Below are 20,867 nucleotides of genomic sequence, written 5' to 3'. Positions count from 1 at the left end.
ATTTTCTCTTCACAACACTTTAATTTCGTTTCTGATAATGGAGTATATGTTCGGTGGAAGGAAACAATCGAACCTATAAATGGGTTATCTTTATGCGTGTAATGCTCCCAGTACTGTGGTAGTCGCCTGGGCGCTACTCAACCCGCCTAAAGCAGATATGGAGGGGTTTAGCTGGATGCAAACATCTGAGCAGAACGATTGGGCGATTAGTCTACCCAAGGAGGAAGGCTTTGACCAAGAGGTGTTGTTGGATCTACTTGAGCAGGTCTCGCTAAAGAAAACAAAGAAAGTTCAGTCTCTCTTGATTGCCCGATATGGTCACAACTGGTGGTTTCCATTCATTACTGTTGATGGTGAAAAATTGATGATTGCCGGGATGCGTGGTGCTGGGGGCCAGGAAATGTTCATTATTCCGGAAATGAAGTTGGTGATTACCATGACTTCTGGGGCTTATATCCGTCAAGATGAAGATTATGCCTTCGAGTTAATTGTTAACTATATCTTACTCTCTTTAGGAATAAACAGAGCAAAGTATACCCCACGAGTTTAGATTTAATCATAGAGGTAAAAAATGAAAAGGTTGTTATTTATTGCTGCTACTGTTAGTACCTTGGCATTTATGGTGTTTAAACTGGAGCATAAGGAAATAGTACCACTAAATACAGCGTTGCCGGATAACCCGTCATTCGCTATATCATCAAATTATGATGGCAAGTGGGAAGGTGAAAGAATTGATATTAGTGGTGATAAAATTTGCTTGGAAACTAGGGTGGTAGGCACGATAGATCAAGGCAAGGTAATTTTAAAGCTAATGTACAATAATACCTTACTTAGAGGGTGGGTATCTGATGATGGGGTACTTGAACTCTATGCAGACAGCCCTCGCTGGGGCTACCGGTTTACAGGCGTGGTTGAAAACGACCACATCAAAGGGGACTGGAGTGTAACGAACGCACCTTGCCGTGGGACATGGTATGTAAAGAGTATCAGAGAAAGTTAAGCTTTTTGGGTATATATATTTCTGGCGAATTTATCATCATTTATTATTTTCAAGTTATCAATAAATTGAAACCTATACCATAATTGCAATGTAAAATTTATCCGAACATTTATTGGTTAATTAATCTGTGATGGATTAGTATGATAAAAAAATATTAAATTATATGTCTAGGTTGATTTAAAGGTAAGTGACAAGGATGGAAATGGAGATAAGAAAAGCAAAGCAAGGTGACTCTCATCTTGTTTTAAGCTTAATTCACCAAAAAGCGGAATTTGATGTTTCACTAAACGGGGTTAGTGATTTAATAACAACGGATGTTGATAAAATTGAAAAAACAATATTGTGTGATAACCCTTTTCGCATGTTTTATTGCTTTCGGTTGAGCGCAAGATAGCAGGGTTTATTTTATATCACTATCGATATTCTTCTGGCACTGGGTCGCCTTACGTTTGGCTTGACGCACTGTTTATTCTGGATGAGTTTCGCTCTAAAGGGTTTGGTAAAAAACTGATGGAAGCGGTCAAAGAGCAAGCTTCAGAAATTGGTGCGTCACACATTTCATGGACTGAGAGCTGCCTGAATAACCGTGTTATCTCCTTCTACCATAATTTGGGGGCTGAAGTTGAAAGAGAAGAGGCTGTAGGGGCGTTTTACCGTTGGGCTGTGTGAACTCTTGATAAAGTACAGAGATTTAGCGGTGAGGGATAGTGGCCAATTTAGGCCACTCTCACTACTTCTCAGTCGCTGTTTTCACAATAGAATCCAACGCTTTGCTGACTTTATCGATAGTTGTATCACACTTAGCGACTTTTCCTTCAATGTGGTGGCGGTTGGCGATATATGCAGGGTCGTTGTAGATCACCCAAACTTCATTGTCGCTATTTTGCAAGATCAGGGCTTTTTGTGGCAGGTCGATTGCCGTTGTTTGTTGGCACTCCATGAAAATAGAGCCGACTTTGGGGTTGCCGAAAATGAGTAACTCAGTAGGGCGAAGGGCGACACCTATCTCGCTTGCTGACTGGCTATGAGGAATATGGGCAAACAGCGTCATACCTTTTTCATCCAGTACCTGCTTTAGCCTTTCAACGGTCTCTTGGACTGAATAGGGACTTTTCACAGTAATAAGTCCAGTATCTGCAAATGTGGGGAAACTAATACTAATGAAAAGGAATAAAACGAATAGCTTGTTTTTCATTATTAACTCCCCATTATTCTTTAAATGTAAAGAAGATAGTTGTGAACATCTGATTGATCAAGAAATAGCAAACTGGAAAGGATAAAAGGAGCAGGGAAAGGCCATATGTATATAGGGGAAGCGGCAAAACAATCCGGAGCTTCAGAGCGCGCTATTCGGTTGTATGAATCGATGGGTTTGCTGAAGGTGTCTAGATCGGGTAGCTATCGTGTTTTCTCTGAAGCTGATATTAAGTTTATTCAAATGATCAAAGATGCGCAGTCCCTTGGCATCCACTTGTCTGAGTTGCTCCCGTTGAAAGATGAGGAGCACGATTTTAATTGGTCGAAGGTGCTGCAGATTCTTGAGAAAAAGCAACAGGATATAGCGATTGAGATTAAGGCTCTCGAAGCACTGAATACACGAATTGGGGATTATCATCAGGCAATTACGCAGTGTGAACGCGATACCCAATTGAATAAACCCAAGCAGTTCAGCTAGCACCAATATATATTGACTCTGTCCCTAGGGGCAGGGTTTAAGATGCCTCCATTACGAACAATGGAGGTACCGTATGAAGAAAGTGCTAGTCATCAATGCAAACCCGAAACAAGAAAGTTTGTGCCAATCATTGGCTGAACACTATGCCAGTATTGCGGGTGAGAAACATGACATCAAACAGCTGAATATTGCGGATATGTCATTCGATATGGATCTGCAGCAAGGTTATGACAAAGTGATGCCCCTTGAGGAGGATCTGAAAGGGTTCCAGCAGCTGGTTACTTGGGCTGAGCATATTGTCATAGTCAGCCCTGTCTGGTGGGGGACGGTTCCAGCCAAATTCAAAGGGATCATTGACAGAACGTTCTTGCCGGGCTTTGCCTTTAAATATAATGAGGGTAAATCGGTGCCTGAGAAGTTGCTGAGTGGCCGCACTTCAGAATTGATCTTTACCTTAGACACGCCCCCATTCTGGTATAAGTTAGTGCAGGGTAACCCTATCTACAAACAGCTCAAGCGTACGATATTGAGTTTCTCTGGTATCAAGAATCAGTCATCGACTTATTTTGGACCGGTGTTGAATGCCAGTGAAGATCGTCGCAAGACTTGGTTTGATTCTGTTTCCAAGCAGGCTGCCAAGCTCTAAACGCCCTCTAACCACTGCATAATAAAATCGGCCACGTTTTGAGGGGTGTTCAAATCCAAACAGGGAAGTGAGCACTCTTCAGGCGCGGGTTCATCGCTAGCAAAAGCAATAATGTTTTTATCTTGCGGGTAAAAAAGTGGTTTACCATAGCTTGGCCGGTGAATTTCAATTTTAGCAATCGGCTCATCACGAAACCCTTCGACTAAGACAACATCTAACTGGCTGTGATCGAGCTGGGCAAGGCACTCATCTAATTGGGGCTCTTTCCGTTCTGGCTCAGGGTATTCAAAGTACAGCATGTGTCTGTCTTTGGTCGCCAGCAGTGTTTGGCTGCAACCAGCATGACGTAGCCGATAGCTGTCCTTTCCGGGTTTGTCTGGGTCAATGTTGTGGTGGCTGTGCTTAACCAAGCCGATGCGCAGCCCGTTTGATTTCAAGATTGGAATGAGATTTTCAAGAAGGGTCGTTTTGCCTGAGCCACTGTACCCCGCAAAGCCAATAACTGGTGCCATTTTGATTTTGAAATGCTTAAAAATAATATCCTGAGTGTAATTCAATGCGTTGTCTTGAACAAACCTGTTTGCGCTTTAAAACCATTTGGTTAGGGTGTAATGGAATATGCCCGTTAGCGTTTCAAACGCTGTATCAAAATTGAGGATATTGAGTTTTTTCTCCAACAACATCATGTTTCCTACTACATTTATTGAGTACATCGCAGGCATCTGCTATTACCTTTAAGTAAGGTGTTCAAATGCCTTAATCGCTTACCATACAGTTTTTTGACAGGAAGTCGTGGTATTGGTGGTAAGTACTCATAATCGCATCAGGGAGAGTGCAATGTGGGCAACATTGGATTTTGAAGCATCCGGTCTTTCCGGGCAATCTTACCCGATTGAGGTAGGATACTCGCTACCAGACGGTTCTGCGAACAGTCTACTTATCAATCCGTTAACTGCTGGTGATCCATGGCAACATTGGGATGACTACGCAGAGCAAGAGATCCATCAAATTTCACGTCAGAAGCTTCACAATGAAGGGCTTCAAGTTGTGGATGTGTGCCAGCATCTCAATGCAGTTCTAGGAAAATATGAGCTTGTTTTCTGTGATAGTCAGTGGGATCTATTCTGGCTCGGGCGTTTATATCATGCAGCTCATATGCGACCTTCCTTTACTCTGACAGAGGTGGGTTTGTGGCTGCTGCAGGAAAACGGTATAGATAGGGCGCACTTCCAGCAGATCATGGCTGAACTTGGCCCGGTACAGCATCGCGCTGAATCAGATGCCAAGCAAATAAGAATGGCGATCACACAGCTGACAGAGTAGTGATTTCATCAAGTTAGTGACCCATTTCTGGTGAGTGATTTATCAGAAGTGGGTATACTGATTTATCATATTCAGTTGTGAGTGACTTTCTTGCAAACCTCTTCATTTGTTCAACCTTCTTCAAGCACATTGCCGCCAAATGTTCGTGTCGCTGTGTTTAATATTTCCATGTCAGACTCCATTCCCGGGGAAATATTGAGGCAGCTAGAGCAGCCCAATCACGAGCGCTTTACCAAACTTGCCGCTATCATCCAGCATGTTGCCCCCGACGTGTTGATGTTGTGTGAATTTGATCATCCCGGCGAAGGGGGCGATGATGGCGCGCTTGAACGATTCTGCCAGCAATACTTGGCCGTTTCACAGCACGATCAGCCTGCGGTGTCTTACCCTTACCGCTATTGCCCGCCTTCGAATACCGGCATGGCAATGGCCAACGATCTTGATGGCGATGGGAAGATCACCTTGCCCAACGATGCGCAAGGGTTTGGTGAGCACCATGGTCACTTCAGCTTTGTGATTCTGTCGCGCTTCCCCATTGCCGATAAAGACATCAGAAGTTGGCAAACACTGGTATGGAAGGACTTACCAGGTCACCAGATGCCGGCAGACTACTACACTGATGGGGCAGCAAATGAGCTTCGTTTGTCTTCAAAAAACCATGTTGTGGTTCCGATAGAGATAGAAGGTCAGGCAATTCACCTAGTGTGCTGCCACCCAACCCCACCAGTGTTTGATGGACATGAAAAGCGTAATGCCCGCCGCAACCATGATGAACTCGTTTTGCTAAGAAGCATTATCGACAATACAGAATACCTTGTTGATGATAATGGTAGTCAGGGCGGGTTGTTGCCTGATAGTCGTTTTGTGGTGCTGGGAGATCTCAATGCCGACATGGTTGACGGCGACGGGATGAAAAAAGCTATCCGCGATCTGCTGTTGCACCCTAGGGTTCATCGCACAGTGTCCTCCGGACGGATGACGCCAAAAAGCTTGGGGGGACGCTTTCTGAGGCCATGGCAACAACGTCGTGGGCGACCGAGCGAATGGACGCATATCTCTGGGTTGCGCCTTGATTATGTTCTGCCGTCGGCCAACCTAGGTGTGCTTCAGAGCGGGGTGTTTTGGCCCGATAAGAAAGATCCGCTGCGCCATTTAATTACCGATGAACGTGGCAGGGAACGGCCTCAGGCAGGTTCTGATCACCGTTTGGTATGGGTAGATATCGCGCTGAAATAAAGAGCTTTATTCGTATGGTGAGAGTGGTTTTATGGTGTTTCCTGACCTAGGCTTTTGAATATAACAAAGTGACTGCATTTGGTTATCAACGTTGATTCGACAGGGAGGGACACCATGCCTGATTCGCTCAAACCGCTTGGCGGTGAAGGTTTACGCGGACAAACTGCTGGCAGCACAGCGCTGTGTACGGTGGGGAAAACCGGTACCGGATTGACCTATCGTGGCTACGACATTTCTGATCTGGCGCAGCATGCCGAGTTTGAAGAGGTCGCTTACTTGCTGCTCAAAGGTAAATTACCTACTCGGGCTGAACTTGCCGCTTACAAAACCAAGTTGATTTCCTACCGTGGCTTGCCCCTTGCTCTTAAGTTAGTGTTGGAACAGATCCCTGCGGATGCCCATCCGATGGATGTGATGCGCACAGGCTGCTCGATGCTAGGCAACCTCGAGCAGGAGCACGGCTTTACCGAAGAATACGACAAAGCTGACCGGTTACTGGCTCTGCTGCCTGCCATTATTTGCTATTGGTACCGCTATAGCCATCATGGGGTAAAGATAGAAACCTATTGCGACCAAGACAGCATTGCGGGCTATTTTCTGAAAATGCTTACCGGCGAAACGCCACCGGAATTGCACAAACAAGTTATGCACTGTTCGCTTACCTTGTATGCCGAACATGAATTCAATGCTTCAACGTTTGCTGCAAGGGTGTGTGCTTCGACCTTGTCTGATATCTATTCTTGTGTTTGTGCCGCGATTGGTACCTTGAGAGGGCCACTGCATGGCGGTGCTAACGAAGCAGCCATGGATATGATTGAGCGATGGCAGACAGCAGACGAGGCCGAATCCGGCATTCTGGAAATGTTGGAAAAAAAAGAAAAAATCATGGGCTTCGGCCATGCCATCTACCGCGAATCTGATCCTCGAAATGCTCTTATCAAAGTTTGGTCTGAAAAGCTGGCGAAAAATGCCAGTGACTCGGTGCTCTATGATATTTCCGTCAGAGTTGAAGAAGTCATGAAGCGCGAAAAGAACCTGTTCTGCAATGCTGATTTCTTCCATGCATCGGCCTATCACTTTATGGGCATACCGACCAAACTGTTCACCCCGATTTTTGTTATGAGCCGTGTTACTGGTTGGGCTGCGCATGTGTTTGAGCAGCGCGATCACAATCGAATCATTAGGCCGAGCGCAGATTATATTGGTCCAGATCACCAAGAATGGATACCTATTGATGAGCGTCATTAGCACAAGCTCTACCCATAACGGTTATTGGCAGGACTTGCCGCAGGGTCGGGTGTTTTGGCACCCTCATTTTCTCGAACCTTCTGTTGCTGATAAATGCTTTGAGCGACTTGAAAATGAACTTAATTGGCAGCAGAAAAAGATTATGATGTTCGGCAAGGAAGTGTGGCAGCCGAGGTTGCAGGCTTGGTGCGGCGAGGCGGTCTATACCTACTCAGGTTTGACTATGCAGCCCGACCCGTGGACACCGACCCTGCAGATCATTCGCCAGCAGCTCAATGATCTTCTGGGTGTTAATTTTAATTCCGTTTTGGCCAATCTATATCGCAATGGCAAAGATTCGATGGGTTGGCATCAGGACAACGAGCCAGAACTTGGTGAACAGCCTGTGATAGCTTCCGTTAGCCTTGGGGCGACAAGACGGTTTGTTTTACGGCATAAGCAAAGCAAGGAAAAGCAAGAATATCAGCTTAATCATGGTTCACTGTTGGTGATGGCCGGGGATTTGCAAACTTACTGGCAGCATGCGGTGCCGAAAACACAAAGGGTCGATGCTCCCCGTATCAACTTAACCTTTCGTGAAATTATGGAATGATGAGGGGGTATTCCTCTAACCAATGTTGATATTCCTTTAGGGTAAGGTCTTTTTTGCTATTGTTATCTCGATCACATCTGCGAGCATAAATTTACAGTTTTCTGACGTAATAGATGTAAGGCTTTGCTAGCGTCTTGGCTAAATGTTTAGCGGAATGAGCAGGGAGTCTTCAATGGGATGGGGAAGCAGTAGAATACAGAAGGTATTTCGTCGGAGATTTTTACCTTCGCTGGTAGTCGGGGCAATGGTTTCCTCTTCGGTTGCATGGGCTGATGTCCAGTCAGCGGCCGAGCAAGGCCTGACCCTTAATGCTGGCGCTGCCAATACCACTTCGAGTACTGAGCAAGACAGTTTTGAGCAAGACGCTGAGCGGATCCGTCAGACTTATGAAAGCCAACTCTTTACCCTTCCTGCTTTCAAAATGGGACATTATGGCCTTCGTATGTACCGCCAAACCCAAGATCCTAAATACCAAGCTGCAATATGGTCAGACATGGCCCGTGTTGCTAGCCGTTTAAATTATTTTGCCACTGAAGTTCATACTCCAGAACAAATTGAAGCGTATTCAGCACAGCGTCTCGCTCGCTATGAGCTTAAAGATGATGTACGCAGTGATTTGCGTTACGAAGCGACTAAAGACCAGCCTGAGTATTACTACCTTGGTGTTGACCTGTTAGGTTCGATGGCTCGCGCTAACGAGTACGGCCTTAAACACCGTGAAGATGCAAAACTGCGTGAAGTGATCCGCCGTTATGACTTCGAAAAGTATGCGACTGATCCGGAAATGATCAGGGCATGGGCGGCTCAACTAGCCAATCAAGTATATTGGTTACGTCAGTTAGGCGAACAGGACGTGGTCGAGGAGTTTACTACGGCGTTCAAACATACATACCCTGACAGCCAAGATGCACAGCTGACCGATCAGCAGTTCATGAACAAGGTGTATGGCCTGACTCACATAATCTTTGCCGATACAGGCTATTATCAGCATCCAGTTAAAGAGTCGGATCACCAATGGATCTATGACTACTACCGCGCCAATATCGATACCATTATCGCTCGCTCAAAGGAAGATGTGATTGCCGAAGTGGGGATCAACTTCTTGCTAGCTGGCTTGGAATACGATCCTGTGGTCGAAAAGACCCGCAAGGCGATACAGCGCTCTCTTAACCGTCAGGCGGGTATTATACCGGCAGTTAATGGCAGTACCGATCTGCTAGACGGCGAACACCGCAATGTCCTCGCCATCATGCTACTTGATTGGCAGGGTGCCCATGCTGTACCGACTATTCAGAAACAGCCGGAGATATTCACTGGCAAGCCTTATGGTTTGATGACTAAATAAAACCTAACGGCAGAGAAAACGGCTTTAAGAAAACGCCCCTTTTTAGGGGCGTTTGTATTTGAGGCTGAAACTGAAATCGCCAATCGATATTCACCATTAGCTTAGTAGTGATACTTACCGCTGATACTATTCACATCAAAGGTTTGTACTTTCATCGATGGTGACCAGTACACACTGTTCCAGCCGGCTTTGAGTTTCAGCTGGCGGATAAAATCTTCTGACTTGGGCAGCTTTTCCCAGACTTGTGGCAAAAATAGCGCTTGCTGGTGGTTATCTGAAAGGATAACGCCGACTTTGTTGTTATCTAGGTAGTCGATGAGGGCTTGTTCTGAGTCGACATCGAGATCTTCAGGTTGGGTCAGGACGGAAACTTCTACCACCAAATCGTCGAGCTGCTCTTCGACCAGCGGCATGAAACGGCGATCCTGGTAGGCGCTTGCACGGGCTTTGTTGTGTACTTCCATGACCAGAGGAGAGTGGGCCACGGTTGTACCCAGGCACCCTTGAAGTTCACCATCAACGGTCAGGGTAACGAAACAAGCCCCTGGCTGGAGCAGTTTCTTGCCATATAAATCTAGTCGGGGAGGCTGGGGAAGATCATCAGAAAAATGACCGCGAATGGCATCGCGAGCCACATCCAACAGTTGGGTTAGCTCACCTTTATTGAGGTTCTGAAATGAGATAGCTGACATATCCTACGACTCTCTCCTTATCTCCGGCGTCTGTGTCACCGGAATTTATTAATGTTCTACGTGTAAGTGTGTATCCCCTTTGTTTGGCTAGCAATAGCAATGTATTTATGCCGGTTGAGCCACAAGCTTGCTCTGGAACGAGGGTTGGCTTGTAGTGTTCAATCATGTTGCAGGTTTGGCTATCAATACGCTGGGCTTCCGAATAAGTATGGAAATGGCTCAGATCGCTACTGATAACAAGCAGGCAGTCGTCACCTTGCCAAAGGGCATCAATGATCTTGGCAACAGTCGCCGGATTTACATTACTGGTCAAGAGCGGTAACAGGGTGAAGTCATGTAAACATGACTGCAGGAAAGGCAATTGCACTTCGAGGCTGTGCTCTAGGGCATGAACCTGATCCGATACTTCAATATCATCTATTTCCTTCAGCTTTTCAACAAATTGTGTGTCAATTTTGATTTTACCTAGCGGAGTCTCGAAATAGTCTGCTGCGGGGATGGCACAGCCTTGGAAATAGTGACGGTGGCTGGGACCGATAAGGATCACCCGGCGGATGCGCTCGGCCTCAGGAAGTAGGTAACGGTAAGCATCGGCGGCAACACTGCCTGAAAAAACGTACCCTGCATGAGGAACGATTAAGGCACGGATAGGCGTGTGGTGTTGAGTGGACTTAAGCCATTCATCCATCTGGCTTTTCAGGTATTGCGCTGAGTGAGAATAGAACCGGCCAGCCACGGCTGGTGGACGCGTATTCATAGGGTACCTACCGATAAAGTCTTAAAAACTGGACTAATCTTAAGTATAGGAACAAAAATGCCTTATTGATCTCAAGGTGCCAGAAATCAGAGCAACATCAATGTGTTCAGTTCAAAAAGATAACCACGAAGGGACTACCATGCGTCAACCTCCTGAATTTTATCCCACAAAATATTGGCATCGGCTCGATGACGGCAGGGTAGTATGTGATCTTTGCCCCCGCCAATGCCGGCTTCGGGACGGCAAGCGCGGAGCATGCTTTGTCAGGCAGGCTCATGAGGGAGAAATCGTTTTAACCAGCTATGGTCGCTCCAGTGGTTTTTGTATTGATCCTATCGAGAAAAAACCCCTTAATCATTTTTACCCTGGCAGCTCGGTACTGTCTTTCGGAACCGCAGGGTGTAACTTGGGATGTAAATTTTGCCAGAACTGGAATATCAGCAAGTCCCGCCAGATAGATACTTTGGGATCGTCAGCGATGCCGGAGCAACTCGCACAGGCCGCGAAACGTTATGGCTGTGACAGCATAGCCTTTACCTATAACGATCCGGTGATCTTTATGGAATATGCGGTCGATGCCGCGCAGGCTTGCCGCGAAATGGGTATTAACAGTGTGGCAGTCAGTGCTGGGTACATTTGCGATAAACCTCGGGTTGAGTTTTATCGCCATATGGATGCAGCCAATATAGATCTCAAGGCATTTACCGAGCGCTTCTACCACAAAATCTGCAGCGGTCACCTTGCGCCGGTGCTTGATACCTTGCTTTATCTAAAGCATGAAACAGATGTATGGTTTGAAATAACGACTTTGTTGATCCCCGATGAAAATGACAGCCCGCAAGAAATCGATGCGCTCACCCGCTGGGTGCACGATAACTTGGGGCCGGATGTCCCGATCCATTTCAGTGCTTTCCACCCTGATTTCAAAATGCTCGACAAGGAGCGGACACCGCCCGAGACAGTGAAACGAGCGCGGGATATCGCGATTGCCAATGGCCTGCATTATGCCTACGTCGGCAATATCTTTGATGAGCAAGGGGACAGTACCTATTGTCCTGGGTGTGGTAAAAACGTCCTCTCCCGTAACTGGTATCAATTAGGTGACTGCCACCTAACCAGCCAAGGGCAGTGCCATTACTGTGGTTATCAACTGGCTGGCCGGTTTAAGCCGATTGAAAAAGCCTTTGGTCGGCGGCGGATCCCTGTGCAAATTGCCAGCGGATGAAAGACGATAGTCGCTTTAGATTGGATCTAGGCTTGTCAGCGGTACAGGCAATTCGATATCTTACTCATTATTAAAACACCTGAATGAGAAAGTAATCATGTCTGATATGACGATGGAGAAGCTTGCTAGCTACCAGAACCTTGTGATCACCCAGCCGAACTGCCCGTTTTGCGTTAAGGCGAAAGCGATCTTGGACGAGCGCGGCACCGAGTACACCACTTTGGTATTGGGTACGGATCTGCCTAAAACCACAATGGTTGATTTTATCGAGCAGCAGACTGGCAATGTTGTCCGTACGGTACCTCAAATCATCCTGGATGGTCAGTACATTGGTGGCCACGATGACTTGGTTGCTTTCCTTGCTCGTCAGGTAGAGAAAGACGCATTTGGTGATTTTGAGCTTTAAGTTCAATAATCTAATCACCTTTGCTTGTTAAAGAGTGTATCGAAGGCAGCGCATTGGCGTTGCCTTTTTTGGTTTGATCTAGGCTAAATATCCTGCATTCTTTTCAGGCGCTAATAACAGGCTCTGGTAAACTGGTATTTCAACTACGTTATATGGATTTCTGGAATGCTGAATTACCAAGGATTGTTTTTCCTGCTGTTGTTAGTCATCGCATCCGCACTGATTATTGCCCATTCTTACCGCTACAATCGCAAGGTAACGCCTTTCTCGCTGATGATTATTGGAGTACTCGCCGTAGTTTCAGTCACCAGCTACGCCTTCTTGGGGCATGAGCCGAAGAATACCGTTAAGCGTCCAGAAGCCCCGCAACCACTGCCAGACGATATGCTGATGAGCGCTTCGGAGCTGAACCAACAGCGTATCGGGGAGATCCAAGACAAACTGCGTGAAGACACCCAAAACGGAGAACTGTGGTACGCGCTGGGCAATGCGTATATGTACAGCAGCGAGTTTGAAAATGCAGGTACTGCATTCCTCTACGCACAGAGATTAGCCCCAGAGCCGCAATCCAATATTTACTCGGCCATGGCGACGGCTAGTTACTATCAGGAAAAGCAGCATTTCACCGCGCAAAGCAAAGCCTGGCTAGACCGGGCGTTGGAATTGGACGAAAACAATATCTCCGCCCTGATGCTGCTTGCGTCAGACTATTTCCTCAGTGCCCGTTACCAAAGAGCTATTGATACCTGGCAGCGAGTACTGGATACCGAACGCACTGATTTGGATCGGGTTGAAGTGATCAATGCCATTAACCGTGCTAAGAGTTTTCTGTAGGCTGAAACCAAGTGGCTAACGCGATAATAAAGCCTAATACACCAATGACATTAACCATTACTCCAGACCAACGCCAGACTTCGGTAGGCCACATTGAGGGCGCATGAGTGAAGGCTCCTGCTATTGTCAAAATAGCGGCGAGGGCAGGGAAAGTTGATAATGCTAAATAGCTTTTCTCGAAGTGTCCCTTTCTCAGCGTAACTAATCCTACTGCTAGAGCATTTATTATAAGGATTGCTGTGATAGAGGCTGTCGGTCCGATTGGCTGAATACCTTTGTTGATTTGATAAACACCTACCGCATTCCAAAGGATACACAAAAATAAGTGCAAGAGCTGTAGGCGAAGTGCCCATGTATATTTTGTTCGTTGCATTTCTTTACCCGACTTTGGGAGAACCAACAGGTTCATTGTTGGTTCTCCAGTAACTAAGCAAGAGCTTACATTTGGCTAAGCACGTCTTGATAGATTTTCGAGGCTTCGCAGCTGTCACCCCCGCCATGGGCGCCGTCGTAGCGTGAAATCAGCATCATTTTGTTGAGGTTGCTTGGGGTCATCGTGAGCCCTGCTGAAGGCTTGCTGATATCGATAGGCTCGCCATTAAATACAGTGGCGACGACCTCAATGTCTTTGATGGCAGCCGGGTTTACTTTTTCGACCTCGTAAGGATGCTCGGCCAGCACTGCAAAGTTGGCGTTTTTGCCAATATCGATACTACCAACTTTGTCTTCAAGGCGTGCGGCATAGGCAGCATCGATAGTGATTGCTCGCATCGACTCTTCCATCGTCAATTTCTCTGACTCACCCAGTGTTTTTCCACTGAGCCCAGTTCGGTTAACTGCTGTCCAGGCCAGTGCTAGGGGCCGCCCCGGTGCCATGGGAGCGTCTGAGTGGAAAGACAGTTTGGCGCCGGCATCAAGGAAAGAGCGCCCTCTTGAGGTGTATTGTGCGCGCTCTGGGCCAACCCCATAAAGGCTATATTGATCGCCTAAAACATGAAGGTAGAAGGGGTTCACCGAAAAGTTGGCTCCCAACTCCGTAGCACGCTGAATATCGGCTGGATCGGTATACGCGAGGTGATGGAAGCTGGTACGGTGATCTTCACGCGGAGTTTCGTTGTTCAGCTTTTCCATAATGTCTATCGCGACTTCGAGGCCGTAGTCACCATTGGCGTGAACCGTAATGGTATAGTCGTTGTTCCAGTATGGACGCATACTGTTTTCCAGATCGTCTGGGTATTGGATCCATGCCCCCTCATGACCATCGGTATAACCATCTTTCATCATCATTAGCTGGGCATAGGCAGCGCCGTCGGCAAACAGCTTGATTTGGTTGGGTAGCCAGCGGACATATTCGCTGTTTAGGGAAGGATCGCTCACCCTCTTTTCAACAGCTTCAAATGCTGCTTCGGCATCGCCGCCCATTTTGTCATAAACCGTGTTGCCTGCCGGGATCATGAAGTAATCCAACATCGGCTGTTGCTCCATAATATCAATCATGGCTTTGGTCATGTCATCTGGCAGCATCATGCCCGGATCTACCACTGTAGTGATGCCGCCTGCCTGCAGGTATTGATTTGCTCGATTCATTCCTTCGGCAAGCTTTTCCGGGGTGGCAATCAATGAGAACATCAAAGGGGCAGCAGCATACAGGCCTGTTTCGTAGGCATGGCCTTTTTCATAGTCCATGTATTTGAAATGGTTTTCTTCCCCCTCCCACTGATCGGCAGTAACACCAAGCATGTCAAAGGCTGCGGTATTGAAAAACAGTTCATGGACAGAGCGCTGCCATACGATGATAGGGCGTTCAGTGCTGATCTCATCAAGCAGTGCGCGGTTCATTTCGCCATGGAAGTAGCGGTGCCAGCCCCAGGTGATCAGCGGCTCTCCTTCAGGCAGAGAGGCTTCAAGCGCTTTGAGGCGCTCGAGATAAGCCTCTTGGCCAACAACGCCTTTTACATCTCCCCAAGGAAGGCTCCAATCAGCAGGTGTAATTAGGTGGGTATTGGCGACCAGGGCAAATAGCCAAATGTGCGCGTGGGGTTCGACTAAGCCCGGGGTTAGGGTCATCTCTGCGTAGTCGGTGTTATGGCTAAAGCCGTCGGTGTTTTGGTATCTGGCTAAGATGGCTTGTTTTTCACCGACAGCGAGAATTTTGCCGTCTTGGACTGCAACCGCATTTGCTTGGTCAATCTCGTCGGACATGGTGATGATGTCTGCAGCAGAATAGACAGTAATAGGCGAGTCGCTGGCCTCGGCAAACAGACTCGGTGCCTTTGAAATGCTTGAGCAAGCGGTTAAACCAGCACTTAGGGCGATAGCTAAGGCCGTGTACTTAATAGTTGTATTTATAGACATAATTGCTCCACTTGGATAAACAGAGGACGTTTTCACAACGCAATTATATTTATTTCGTTCGATTTCAATGAATCGCTGCAGGGCGCTTAGCGGGGGCAGTTCCCCCTCAAGGGCATTATAAAGTTATGGGAGTGACCTGAGTGAAAGATCACTACCGCTGAGATAGGAGGGTGGCAAGCTCTGAAATTAACCATTGCTTCGCTTTGCCAAAACTCTGATTGTGATGCCATACCACGATTCTTCTTGCATATAGCGGTGCGTCGGTATCGATGCTAAATACCCGGTAGGTGTTGTCTTGGTCTGATAGCAGTTTTTGGGGGAAAATGCCCCATGATGGTTTTTGGCGAATGATTGCTAATGCGGACTGTGGGGAAAAGGCCTGCTGCACCAGCTCAAACCTATCGGTACGCAGGACAATATCGAGGTCGGGATAGCCCACCAATGGCAGTTTACGTAACTCAGAATGAAAGCGGACATTGCTCAGATTCGAGGTGTTCAGCAGTGATGAAGCCTTCTGGTTGAGCACGCTGCACATTGTGACGTTATCAATATGCTTGGGGTGGAAGTCTTCTGGTAAATCCCGATTCTGGTAGAGGCGTATGGCGATATCAATCACTCCTTGTTCCAGCAAGCTGTCAAGGTTGTTGGTTGGGTGGTTCTGCCATTGCACGGCAAGCCCGGGAAACTGACTGGATAGGGCTTGGTCAATATGGCCTATCTCATCATAGGTAGTAAGAAAGTCGACTCCGATGACAAGGGATGATTCAATGTGATGGGCGACATTCTGGCTGAGCTGGCAAAAAGATTGGTAATTTTGCACCAAGGTTCTTGCCCTGCCGTACAAGCTTTCCCCTTCGTCAGTGAGGGAAATGTTCCGGCCGCTTCGATGGAACAACTTTACCCCAAGGTCAATTTCAAGGTTGGCAATGGCTTGGCCGATAGAACTGCGATCGCGGCCTAACTTGCGCCCGGCAGCAGTAAATGATCCCGTTTCGACAACAGTTGTAAAATAGTACAGGTGTTCTATGTTTGGGCTGATCATTGGGCTCTCTAGGCAAGTACTTTTATGTAAATATAATGGGGCAGGAAAAAAGTGCTTAATTCAAAACTTTATCTTGAGCGAATATAATAATTCAGCTTATATGTCGTTAATGTTGTTATATATCAAATGCTCTCACCTTTAATTAGAAAAATACCCTTCAAAAGTTTTTATCGTTAGCTAGCGTGACAATAGTTCAAATGGCACTTAATTTTCCCATCTATTTTTGATGTTGCTCTCAATATTCAAATAACAAAAGTACCAAATAACAAAAATTGAGCGCTGTACACATTTTTAAGAGAGAAAACACGAATTGGACATTCTTCAAATTGATTGTTAAAAATTTGTTTAACATGTTAACTAAAGGGGTGTTTTATCTTATGCGGCTATCAATTCTATCTCGTGCCAGTCTGATGCTAACAATGTTGTGTCTGAGCTGGGGGACATTTGCTCAAGCGCTCGCTCCGTCCAAGACAACGCAGGTTGTTATGCTGGGAACCGGTACTCCATTTAATGATGCAAACCATTCAGGTCAGTCGGTGGCGATTGTGGTCAATGGCGAGGTGTATCTGGTTGACTTTGGTCCAGGGGTGGCCAGACAAATTGATGCGGCGAGGCAAAAAGGCTTTGAGGGCTTTCCGGGTAATACACTACGCCCAACCTTCATAAAAACTGCTTTTCTTACCCATTTGGACTCGGATCATACCATGGGGATCGCCGATATTATTCTGACGCCGTGGGTATTAGGGCGCAAAGAGCCATTAAATTTGTATGGCCCGCCGAACACCAACTTTTTGGTAAACAACACCTTAAAGGCTTTTGATAAAGATATTGTTCATCGTATGAACGGCGCTCAACCTGCAAATCCAGATGGATATAAGGTCAATACCACTATTATTCGCGAGCCAGGTGTGGTGTACAAGGATGACAATGTTACCGTTGAAGCCTTCAATGCCCGCCATGGTGATTGGCCAGATGGCTACGCTTTGGGTTACCGCTTTACGACTCCTGATAGGGTGATCGTCGTTTCAGGTGATACCACCTATGACGATAAAGTTATCGAGAACTACAAAGGAGCCGACATACTGATCCACGAAGTGTACAGTATGGAAGGGCTCGCCAAGCGAACACCAGATTGGCAGAAATACCACCAGCTGGCTCATACATCGACTAAGGATTTGGCCAAAATAGGCGATATCATAAAGCCGCAGTTGATGGTCCTGAATCATGTCCTCTACTTTGGAACCAGTGCAGCTTCTGTTGATAATGAGTTCAGCCAGTATTACCAAGGTAAATATGTTATGGCCCAGGATTTGGATGTGTACTGAGGGCTGCTTGGAGTTAGATATTAAGTAAATTTAATCTAGTTTGAATTGTTTATCCTTTGAAAGGCATTGCACAGAAAGACAGGAAAGATGAAATATATATTTTTTATAATTCATCTTTCCTAGGATAGCTCTGGTGTTCACCATGAATATTGAGGGACAGATATTTTAAGCATATTGAACAGATGGTTAGCATTTTATCTAATGGCATTTTTGTGCGTGTTTAATTGGGTGAATAATGACTTCTTTCCATCGCTTGGTGCCTGTCCTTTCTAATATTTTATGGTTGGTATTTGCCCAACAGGCCTTAGCCGATGCGGGGGATGCATATATACAAGGCATTGATGAGGACTATATCGCCTTCGAGGCCGAAGACTATTACGACATTACACGTCACTATGGCGAAAATGATGGACTTAACGTCATCAACATTAATGCGTTCATTTCTGAATTTGGCACTAATATCCTGCCAGAAGAGAGCGAATTCCCGGCATCGGGTGATCGGGCGTTATTGGCTGATATGCGGTTTAACACCAAAGAGCAGCGCTCGACGGTTGAATATAAGTTGATATTCAATACTCCAGGTACTTACAAAATGTATTTCCGCAGTTCGCTGTTTGAACGTGGCGGACCAGACTCTTACGGCGGTGAAGACTCCTTTTATGCAGCAGCTGCCTTTGGTGCAGACCCCGATAAGAAGCTGGGATCTCGTATGCCGCAAGATAGTGATATCGAGTCACACCCAGTGACGAATCCATCAGAAGGAAAGTTCTTTTGGTACGGCATCAATAATCACTTCGTTGTTACCCAAGAGGATGTCGGTAAGACACTTAGCTTTAAAATACGAGATAGGGAGAAAGGCTTTGCTCTTGACCGTTTTGTTTTCAGCTTGAATCACAAACTCGATGATCAGGAAGCGGGCAAGGATGGCGATGGTAATGAGTTGGATCAGCTCACGAATTCCAGCCAAAGTTCGGAGCCGTTGGAAAGTCATGTTTTTCCACTAGATTATGTGCCGCATCATGAGAGTGATAATGAAATCACGGCTCGGGAAAGAGAACTACAGGCGGTATACGACGACTATTTTACTTATTTGGAACAGCAAAATGCCGCGGGCAACGAGGCACAGCTCATCGATGAATTGATCGCCAAAATCAATACCCAAGGTGATGCAAAGAGTGCCTTGCGGACATTGGTCATGTTATCAACCGATGAGGCTTGTTTTCCTGAGTGGCGTGATGAAGTTGTCCGGCGCTTTCAGAAAGAGGGCGAGAAGGCGAGGTTGCATGCTGAGCAAGTCATTATCGAGAGCGAATTTAAAATCAATGACTTAAAGCAGGTTACCCCAATTAGATATTATATGGATTACGCTTGGGGACTGTATGCGCTCGATGCTTTTGAGGCTGATACACCGCAAGCTGGCCTTTTCAAACAAAACCTCGAGGCATTCATTGCTACGTATATTGAAGGCACTGCTCCCTATTACGATAATGCCTATTACACGACGGGTTATAATAAAGAAGTCTTTGCCATGGATGTGGCATCAACGATCAGTCTTCTTTATCAAAATAGCCCTCGTTTTCCCAAGGTGAAAGAAGCCTTTGAAGCCTTTTGGGAGAACGTTACCCAGATGTCCTATGATGGTGACAATTCCCCTCATTATGATGCTAATACCGGTTTCCATATTATTTTGAATATTGCCCTCCGCCATGGTTTGGAAAGTGATGTTGTTAATTCCGAGCATCTGTTGAGAATGCTGGATCGTATGGTCCGTACCGTGATGAGCAGCGGACAATCGGCCAAGTGGGGAAAGTCAATGGAAACCATCGCTGATGGGCAAATTCGCATATCGGCAGGGGGAAGCCTTCCTTGGGATCTAAAGATGGGATATCGCTTATGGCAGAACCCATTCTATCTTTATGTCGCTAGAAAATATGAAGCATTTTACTTGCAGCAGCATGGAGCAATTGCGGGCAAGGCCTATGAAGCCGATCTTTGGCCGACGGGGATAGATGCCATGGATGTGCTTCTGGCTAAGCCTGCTGATATTGATATAACTTCGCGTGCAACACAGAGGATCACGTCGTGTTGTGAATATAATGGATTGCTATTGGGGCGAGGGGATACCGATTTTGTTGATGTGCAGGATAAACTGGTGATATCGACAGGTCACCACCCTCGAGCGCCTTACCTGTTGATGGATCTAAGCTATACCCAGCACAAAGCGGCAGTCGATCACCGCTCCGGTATTGATGCTCACATTTTTAATGGTGCCCACACCGTCACAAGGATGAAGCGCTGGTCGGAAGCGAACAAAAACAACGGTATTTACATTAATCCGGGCGCCTACCCATACCCGAGCGCACCATACCCATCGAAAGAGGTCTCAGCTCCGGGGGATAATGACCAGTTTGTCGAGGTGATGGGATACGAACCTTCTCACGGGTATGTCATTGACAGTTTCGACGCGATGGGGATTGCCAAAGATGCCGCTTATGGATACGTCGACTATCAGCAATATCAGTACAATGGGGTTGAAGCCAAACGCCAGGTCGTACTGTTACATAATGGAATTGCGGTGGTGTCAGATACCATCTCTACCAAAGAGAGTTACTGGGGGAATCACAACGGTGGGGTGATTTATCAGATTCTACCACAATTCAAGGCGGTGACCGGGGATAATTGGGTCTTGTTACGTGGTCAGCAGCGGATGTTGCCTCACGCACTTCCATTGGGTGAAAAAGAAGGGAGTGACACGCTAATTGTCTTTGCTTCCACACCAGAAACTAGTGATATCACGTTGACGAACAACACCTTCGATCCGGAAACTAGGGAGTGGTTCAGCGCTTATAAGCCATTAAAAGCTGGGGAAACATTCACCGTTGTGTCTCTGGTTATCCCCTTACACAATGCCAATGATATTGACTCACTTGTCGATGGTATTGAGGTTGATAGCTCTAATGCCACAGACAGCATTGTGACGATACCTTACAGCAAGGACAAGGAGATCCAGGTTTCATTCGATGCCCAGCACGGTCCTGCATTTGAGGTTATATCAAGCCATTAACTTACAGTAGATTAAGATTAGAGGGTATTGCCCCGACTATATCGGGGCGAACAGTGGTAATTTCTAAGCTGGTGCATAGTTAAGTTGAGGCTGCAGTGCGAC

General features: G+C 46.6%; 23 protein-coding genes. 16 read left to right on the top strand and 7 right to left on the bottom strand.

Features of this window, described 5'->3' with window-relative positions; genetic code table 11:
- The first annotated feature begins 79 nt into the window (after positions 1 to 79).
- From ACXAD4_RS12130 to ACXAD4_RS12115, 4 genes are all read left to right on the top strand, one after another.
- Positions 80 to 550 carry a hypothetical protein gene (locus ACXAD4_RS12130; protein ID WP_475241651.1) on the top strand — a complete coding sequence of 157 codons (471 nt, stop codon included), beginning with the start codon at positions 80 to 82 and terminating at the stop codon, positions 548 to 550.
- Positions 551 to 571: 21 nt separating this feature from the next.
- The gene (locus ACXAD4_RS12125; RefSeq protein WP_475241649.1) at positions 572 to 1,000 is read left to right on the top strand and encodes a hypothetical protein; all 429 of its coding nucleotides are present in this window, start codon (positions 572 to 574) and stop codon (positions 998 to 1,000) included.
- A gap of 196 nt (positions 1,001 to 1,196) precedes the next feature.
- Entirely contained in the window at positions 1,197 to 1,394 is a 198-nt protein-coding gene (locus tag ACXAD4_RS12120) for a hypothetical protein (RefSeq protein WP_475241647.1), read from the top strand.
- Positions 1,370 to 1,669, top strand: coding sequence for a GNAT family N-acetyltransferase (locus tag ACXAD4_RS12115; protein ID WP_475241645.1), 300 nt, complete (start codon positions 1,370 to 1,372; stop codon positions 1,667 to 1,669). Before ACXAD4_RS12120 ends, ACXAD4_RS12115 begins: the two co-directional genes overlap by 25 nt.
- Before the next feature lie 61 nt (positions 1,670 to 1,730).
- Here ACXAD4_RS12115 and ACXAD4_RS12110 read toward each other — a convergent pair whose 3' ends face one another.
- A complete protein-coding gene (locus ACXAD4_RS12110; protein ID WP_475241643.1) occupies positions 1,731 to 2,117 on the bottom strand; it encodes a DUF302 domain-containing protein in 387 nt (128 codons plus the stop codon).
- Positions 2,118 to 2,300: 183 nt separating this feature from the next.
- Between ACXAD4_RS12110 and ACXAD4_RS12105 the strand changes: the two genes are divergently transcribed.
- Positions 2,301 to 2,675 carry a MerR family transcriptional regulator gene (locus tag ACXAD4_RS12105; RefSeq protein ID WP_475241641.1) on the top strand — a complete coding sequence of 125 codons (375 nt, stop codon included), beginning with the start codon at positions 2,301 to 2,303 and terminating at the stop codon, positions 2,673 to 2,675.
- Between the two features lie 73 nt (positions 2,676 to 2,748).
- A complete protein-coding gene (locus ACXAD4_RS12100) occupies positions 2,749 to 3,321 on the top strand; it encodes an NAD(P)H-dependent oxidoreductase (RefSeq protein ID WP_475241639.1) in 573 nt (190 codons plus the stop codon).
- Here ACXAD4_RS12100 and mobB read toward each other — a convergent pair.
- Positions 3,318 to 3,833 (bottom strand): molybdopterin-guanine dinucleotide biosynthesis protein B, encoded by a 516-nt coding sequence (mobB, locus tag ACXAD4_RS12095; protein WP_475241637.1) that lies wholly within the window; start codon positions 3,831 to 3,833, stop codon positions 3,318 to 3,320. The genes ACXAD4_RS12100 and mobB overlap by 4 nt on opposite strands.
- A gap of 325 nt (positions 3,834 to 4,158) precedes the next feature.
- Between mobB and ACXAD4_RS12090 the strand changes: the two genes are divergently transcribed.
- The 5 genes from ACXAD4_RS12090 to ACXAD4_RS12070 all read left to right on the top strand — a co-directional run bounded on the left by ACXAD4_RS12090 (position 4,159) and on the right by ACXAD4_RS12070 (position 9,065).
- Positions 4,159 to 4,644, top strand: a complete 486-nt coding sequence (locus ACXAD4_RS12090) for a hypothetical protein (RefSeq protein WP_317521969.1) — start codon at positions 4,159 to 4,161, stop codon at positions 4,642 to 4,644.
- A 90-nt stretch (positions 4,645 to 4,734) separates the two neighbouring features.
- The gene (locus tag ACXAD4_RS12085) at positions 4,735 to 5,880 is read left to right on the top strand and encodes an endonuclease/exonuclease/phosphatase family protein (RefSeq protein WP_475241635.1); all 1,146 of its coding nucleotides are present in this window, start codon (positions 4,735 to 4,737) and stop codon (positions 5,878 to 5,880) included.
- Positions 5,881 to 5,994: 114 nt separating this feature from the next.
- Complete coding sequence (gene prpC, locus ACXAD4_RS12080; RefSeq protein ID WP_475241634.1) at positions 5,995 to 7,128, top strand: bifunctional 2-methylcitrate synthase/citrate synthase; 1,134 nt, start codon at positions 5,995 to 5,997, stop codon at positions 7,126 to 7,128.
- Complete coding sequence (locus ACXAD4_RS12075) at positions 7,115 to 7,720, top strand: alpha-ketoglutarate-dependent dioxygenase AlkB family protein (RefSeq protein ID WP_475241633.1); 606 nt, start codon at positions 7,115 to 7,117, stop codon at positions 7,718 to 7,720. The genes prpC and ACXAD4_RS12075 overlap by 14 nt, the downstream gene beginning before the upstream one ends.
- Before the next feature lie 244 nt (positions 7,721 to 7,964).
- Positions 7,965 to 9,065 (top strand): DUF3541 domain-containing protein, encoded by a 1,101-nt coding sequence (locus tag ACXAD4_RS12070; protein WP_475241631.1) that lies wholly within the window; start codon positions 7,965 to 7,967, stop codon positions 9,063 to 9,065.
- A gap of 101 nt (positions 9,066 to 9,166) precedes the next feature.
- Here the strand turns inward: ACXAD4_RS12070 and amrA are convergent, their stop codons facing one another.
- Together amrA and amrB are read right to left on the bottom strand one after the other, a co-directional pair.
- Positions 9,167 to 9,757 carry an AmmeMemoRadiSam system protein A gene (gene amrA, locus ACXAD4_RS12065; protein ID WP_475241630.1) on the bottom strand — a complete coding sequence of 197 codons (591 nt, stop codon included), beginning with the start codon at positions 9,755 to 9,757 and terminating at the stop codon, positions 9,167 to 9,169.
- Entirely contained in the window at positions 9,726 to 10,514 is a 789-nt protein-coding gene (amrB, locus tag ACXAD4_RS12060; protein WP_475241628.1) for an AmmeMemoRadiSam system protein B, read from the bottom strand. Before amrB ends, amrA begins: the two co-directional genes overlap by 32 nt.
- Positions 10,515 to 10,653: 139 nt before the next feature.
- On the opposite strand from amrB, the gene amrS reads away from it, so the two are divergent.
- The 3 genes from amrS (at position 10,654) to ACXAD4_RS12045 (ending at position 12,979) form a co-directional block, all read left to right on the top strand.
- Positions 10,654 to 11,739 carry an AmmeMemoRadiSam system radical SAM enzyme gene (gene amrS, locus ACXAD4_RS12055; RefSeq protein WP_475241627.1) on the top strand — a complete coding sequence of 362 codons (1,086 nt, stop codon included), beginning with the start codon at positions 10,654 to 10,656 and terminating at the stop codon, positions 11,737 to 11,739.
- 97 nt (positions 11,740 to 11,836) lie between these two features.
- A complete protein-coding gene (locus ACXAD4_RS12050) occupies positions 11,837 to 12,145 on the top strand; it encodes a glutaredoxin domain-containing protein (RefSeq protein ID WP_475241626.1) in 309 nt (102 codons plus the stop codon).
- A gap of 165 nt (positions 12,146 to 12,310) precedes the next feature.
- On the top strand, positions 12,311 to 12,979 hold the full coding sequence (locus ACXAD4_RS12045) for a TPR domain-containing protein (protein ID WP_475241624.1): 669 nt from the start codon (positions 12,311 to 12,313) through the stop codon (positions 12,977 to 12,979).
- Here the strand turns inward: ACXAD4_RS12045 and ACXAD4_RS12040 are convergent.
- The 3 genes from ACXAD4_RS12040 to ACXAD4_RS12030 all read right to left on the bottom strand — a co-directional run bounded on the left by ACXAD4_RS12040 (position 12,963) and on the right by ACXAD4_RS12030 (position 16,376).
- Positions 12,963 to 13,388, bottom strand: coding sequence for a hypothetical protein (locus tag ACXAD4_RS12040; RefSeq protein WP_475241622.1), 426 nt, complete (start codon positions 13,386 to 13,388; stop codon positions 12,963 to 12,965). The genes ACXAD4_RS12045 and ACXAD4_RS12040 overlap by 17 nt on opposite strands.
- A gap of 29 nt (positions 13,389 to 13,417) precedes the next feature.
- Positions 13,418 to 15,334, bottom strand: coding sequence for an amidohydrolase (locus tag ACXAD4_RS12035; RefSeq protein WP_475241620.1), 1,917 nt, complete (start codon positions 15,332 to 15,334; stop codon positions 13,418 to 13,420).
- 151 nt (positions 15,335 to 15,485) lie between these two features.
- The gene (locus ACXAD4_RS12030; RefSeq protein ID WP_475241618.1) at positions 15,486 to 16,376 is read right to left on the bottom strand and encodes a LysR family transcriptional regulator; all 891 of its coding nucleotides are present in this window, start codon (positions 16,374 to 16,376) and stop codon (positions 15,486 to 15,488) included.
- 377 nt (positions 16,377 to 16,753) lie between these two features.
- Here ACXAD4_RS12030 and ACXAD4_RS12025 point away from each other — a divergent pair, with 377 nt between their 5' ends.
- Together ACXAD4_RS12025 and ACXAD4_RS12020 are read left to right on the top strand one after the other, a co-directional pair.
- On the top strand, positions 16,754 to 17,701 hold the full coding sequence (locus tag ACXAD4_RS12025) for an MBL fold metallo-hydrolase (RefSeq protein ID WP_475241616.1): 948 nt from the start codon (positions 16,754 to 16,756) through the stop codon (positions 17,699 to 17,701).
- 235 nt (positions 17,702 to 17,936) lie between these two features.
- Positions 17,937 to 20,765 (top strand): hypothetical protein, encoded by a 2,829-nt coding sequence (locus ACXAD4_RS12020; protein ID WP_475241614.1) that lies wholly within the window; start codon positions 17,937 to 17,939, stop codon positions 20,763 to 20,765.
- Positions 20,766 to 20,867: the final 102 nt, after the last annotated feature.

The sequence above is a fragment of the Photobacterium sp. AWH4_225 genome (assembly GCF_056158405.1).
The sequence above is the reverse complement of the archived record's forward strand: the minus strand, read 5'-3'. Positions and strand labels throughout refer to the sequence as shown.

Excerpts from the sequence above, each read along its gene's own strand:
- ACXAD4_RS12130 (WP_475241651.1), top strand. The coding sequence starts at position 80 with ATGGGTTATCTTTATGCGTGTAATGCTCCCAGTACTGTGGTAGTCGCC.
- ACXAD4_RS12125 (WP_475241649.1), top strand. The coding sequence starts at position 572 with ATGAAAAGGTTGTTATTTATTGCTGCTACTGTTAGTACCTTGGCATTT.
- ACXAD4_RS12120 (WP_475241647.1), top strand. The coding sequence starts at position 1,197 with ATGGAAATGGAGATAAGAAAAGCAAAGCAAGGTGACTCTCATCTTGTT.
- ACXAD4_RS12105 (WP_475241641.1), top strand. The coding sequence starts at position 2,301 with ATGTATATAGGGGAAGCGGCAAAACAATCCGGAGCTTCAGAGCGCGCT.
- ACXAD4_RS12100 (WP_475241639.1), top strand. The coding sequence starts at position 2,749 with ATGAAGAAAGTGCTAGTCATCAATGCAAACCCGAAACAAGAAAGTTTG.
- mobB (WP_475241637.1), bottom strand. The coding sequence starts at position 3,833 with ATGGCACCAGTTATTGGCTTTGCGGGGTACAGTGGCTCAGGCAAAACG.
- ACXAD4_RS12090 (WP_317521969.1), top strand. The coding sequence starts at position 4,159 with ATGTGGGCAACATTGGATTTTGAAGCATCCGGTCTTTCCGGGCAATCT.
- prpC (WP_475241634.1), top strand. The coding sequence starts at position 5,995 with ATGCCTGATTCGCTCAAACCGCTTGGCGGTGAAGGTTTACGCGGACAA.
- ACXAD4_RS12075 (WP_475241633.1), top strand. The coding sequence starts at position 7,115 with ATGAGCGTCATTAGCACAAGCTCTACCCATAACGGTTATTGGCAGGAC.
- ACXAD4_RS12070 (WP_475241631.1), top strand. The coding sequence starts at position 7,965 with ATGGTTTCCTCTTCGGTTGCATGGGCTGATGTCCAGTCAGCGGCCGAG.
- amrA (WP_475241630.1), bottom strand. The coding sequence starts at position 9,757 with ATGTCAGCTATCTCATTTCAGAACCTCAATAAAGGTGAGCTAACCCAA.
- amrB (WP_475241628.1), bottom strand. The coding sequence starts at position 10,514 with ATGAATACGCGTCCACCAGCCGTGGCTGGCCGGTTCTATTCTCACTCA.
- amrS (WP_475241627.1), top strand. The coding sequence starts at position 10,654 with ATGCGTCAACCTCCTGAATTTTATCCCACAAAATATTGGCATCGGCTC.
- ACXAD4_RS12050 (WP_475241626.1), top strand. The coding sequence starts at position 11,837 with ATGTCTGATATGACGATGGAGAAGCTTGCTAGCTACCAGAACCTTGTG.
- ACXAD4_RS12045 (WP_475241624.1), top strand. The coding sequence starts at position 12,311 with ATGCTGAATTACCAAGGATTGTTTTTCCTGCTGTTGTTAGTCATCGCA.
- ACXAD4_RS12040 (WP_475241622.1), bottom strand. The coding sequence starts at position 13,388 with ATGAACCTGTTGGTTCTCCCAAAGTCGGGTAAAGAAATGCAACGAACA.
- ACXAD4_RS12035 (WP_475241620.1), bottom strand. The coding sequence starts at position 15,334 with ATGTCTATAAATACAACTATTAAGTACACGGCCTTAGCTATCGCCCTA.
- ACXAD4_RS12030 (WP_475241618.1), bottom strand. The coding sequence starts at position 16,376 with ATGATCAGCCCAAACATAGAACACCTGTACTATTTTACAACTGTTGTC.
- ACXAD4_RS12025 (WP_475241616.1), top strand. The coding sequence starts at position 16,754 with ATGCGGCTATCAATTCTATCTCGTGCCAGTCTGATGCTAACAATGTTG.
- ACXAD4_RS12020 (WP_475241614.1), top strand. The coding sequence starts at position 17,937 with ATGACTTCTTTCCATCGCTTGGTGCCTGTCCTTTCTAATATTTTATGG.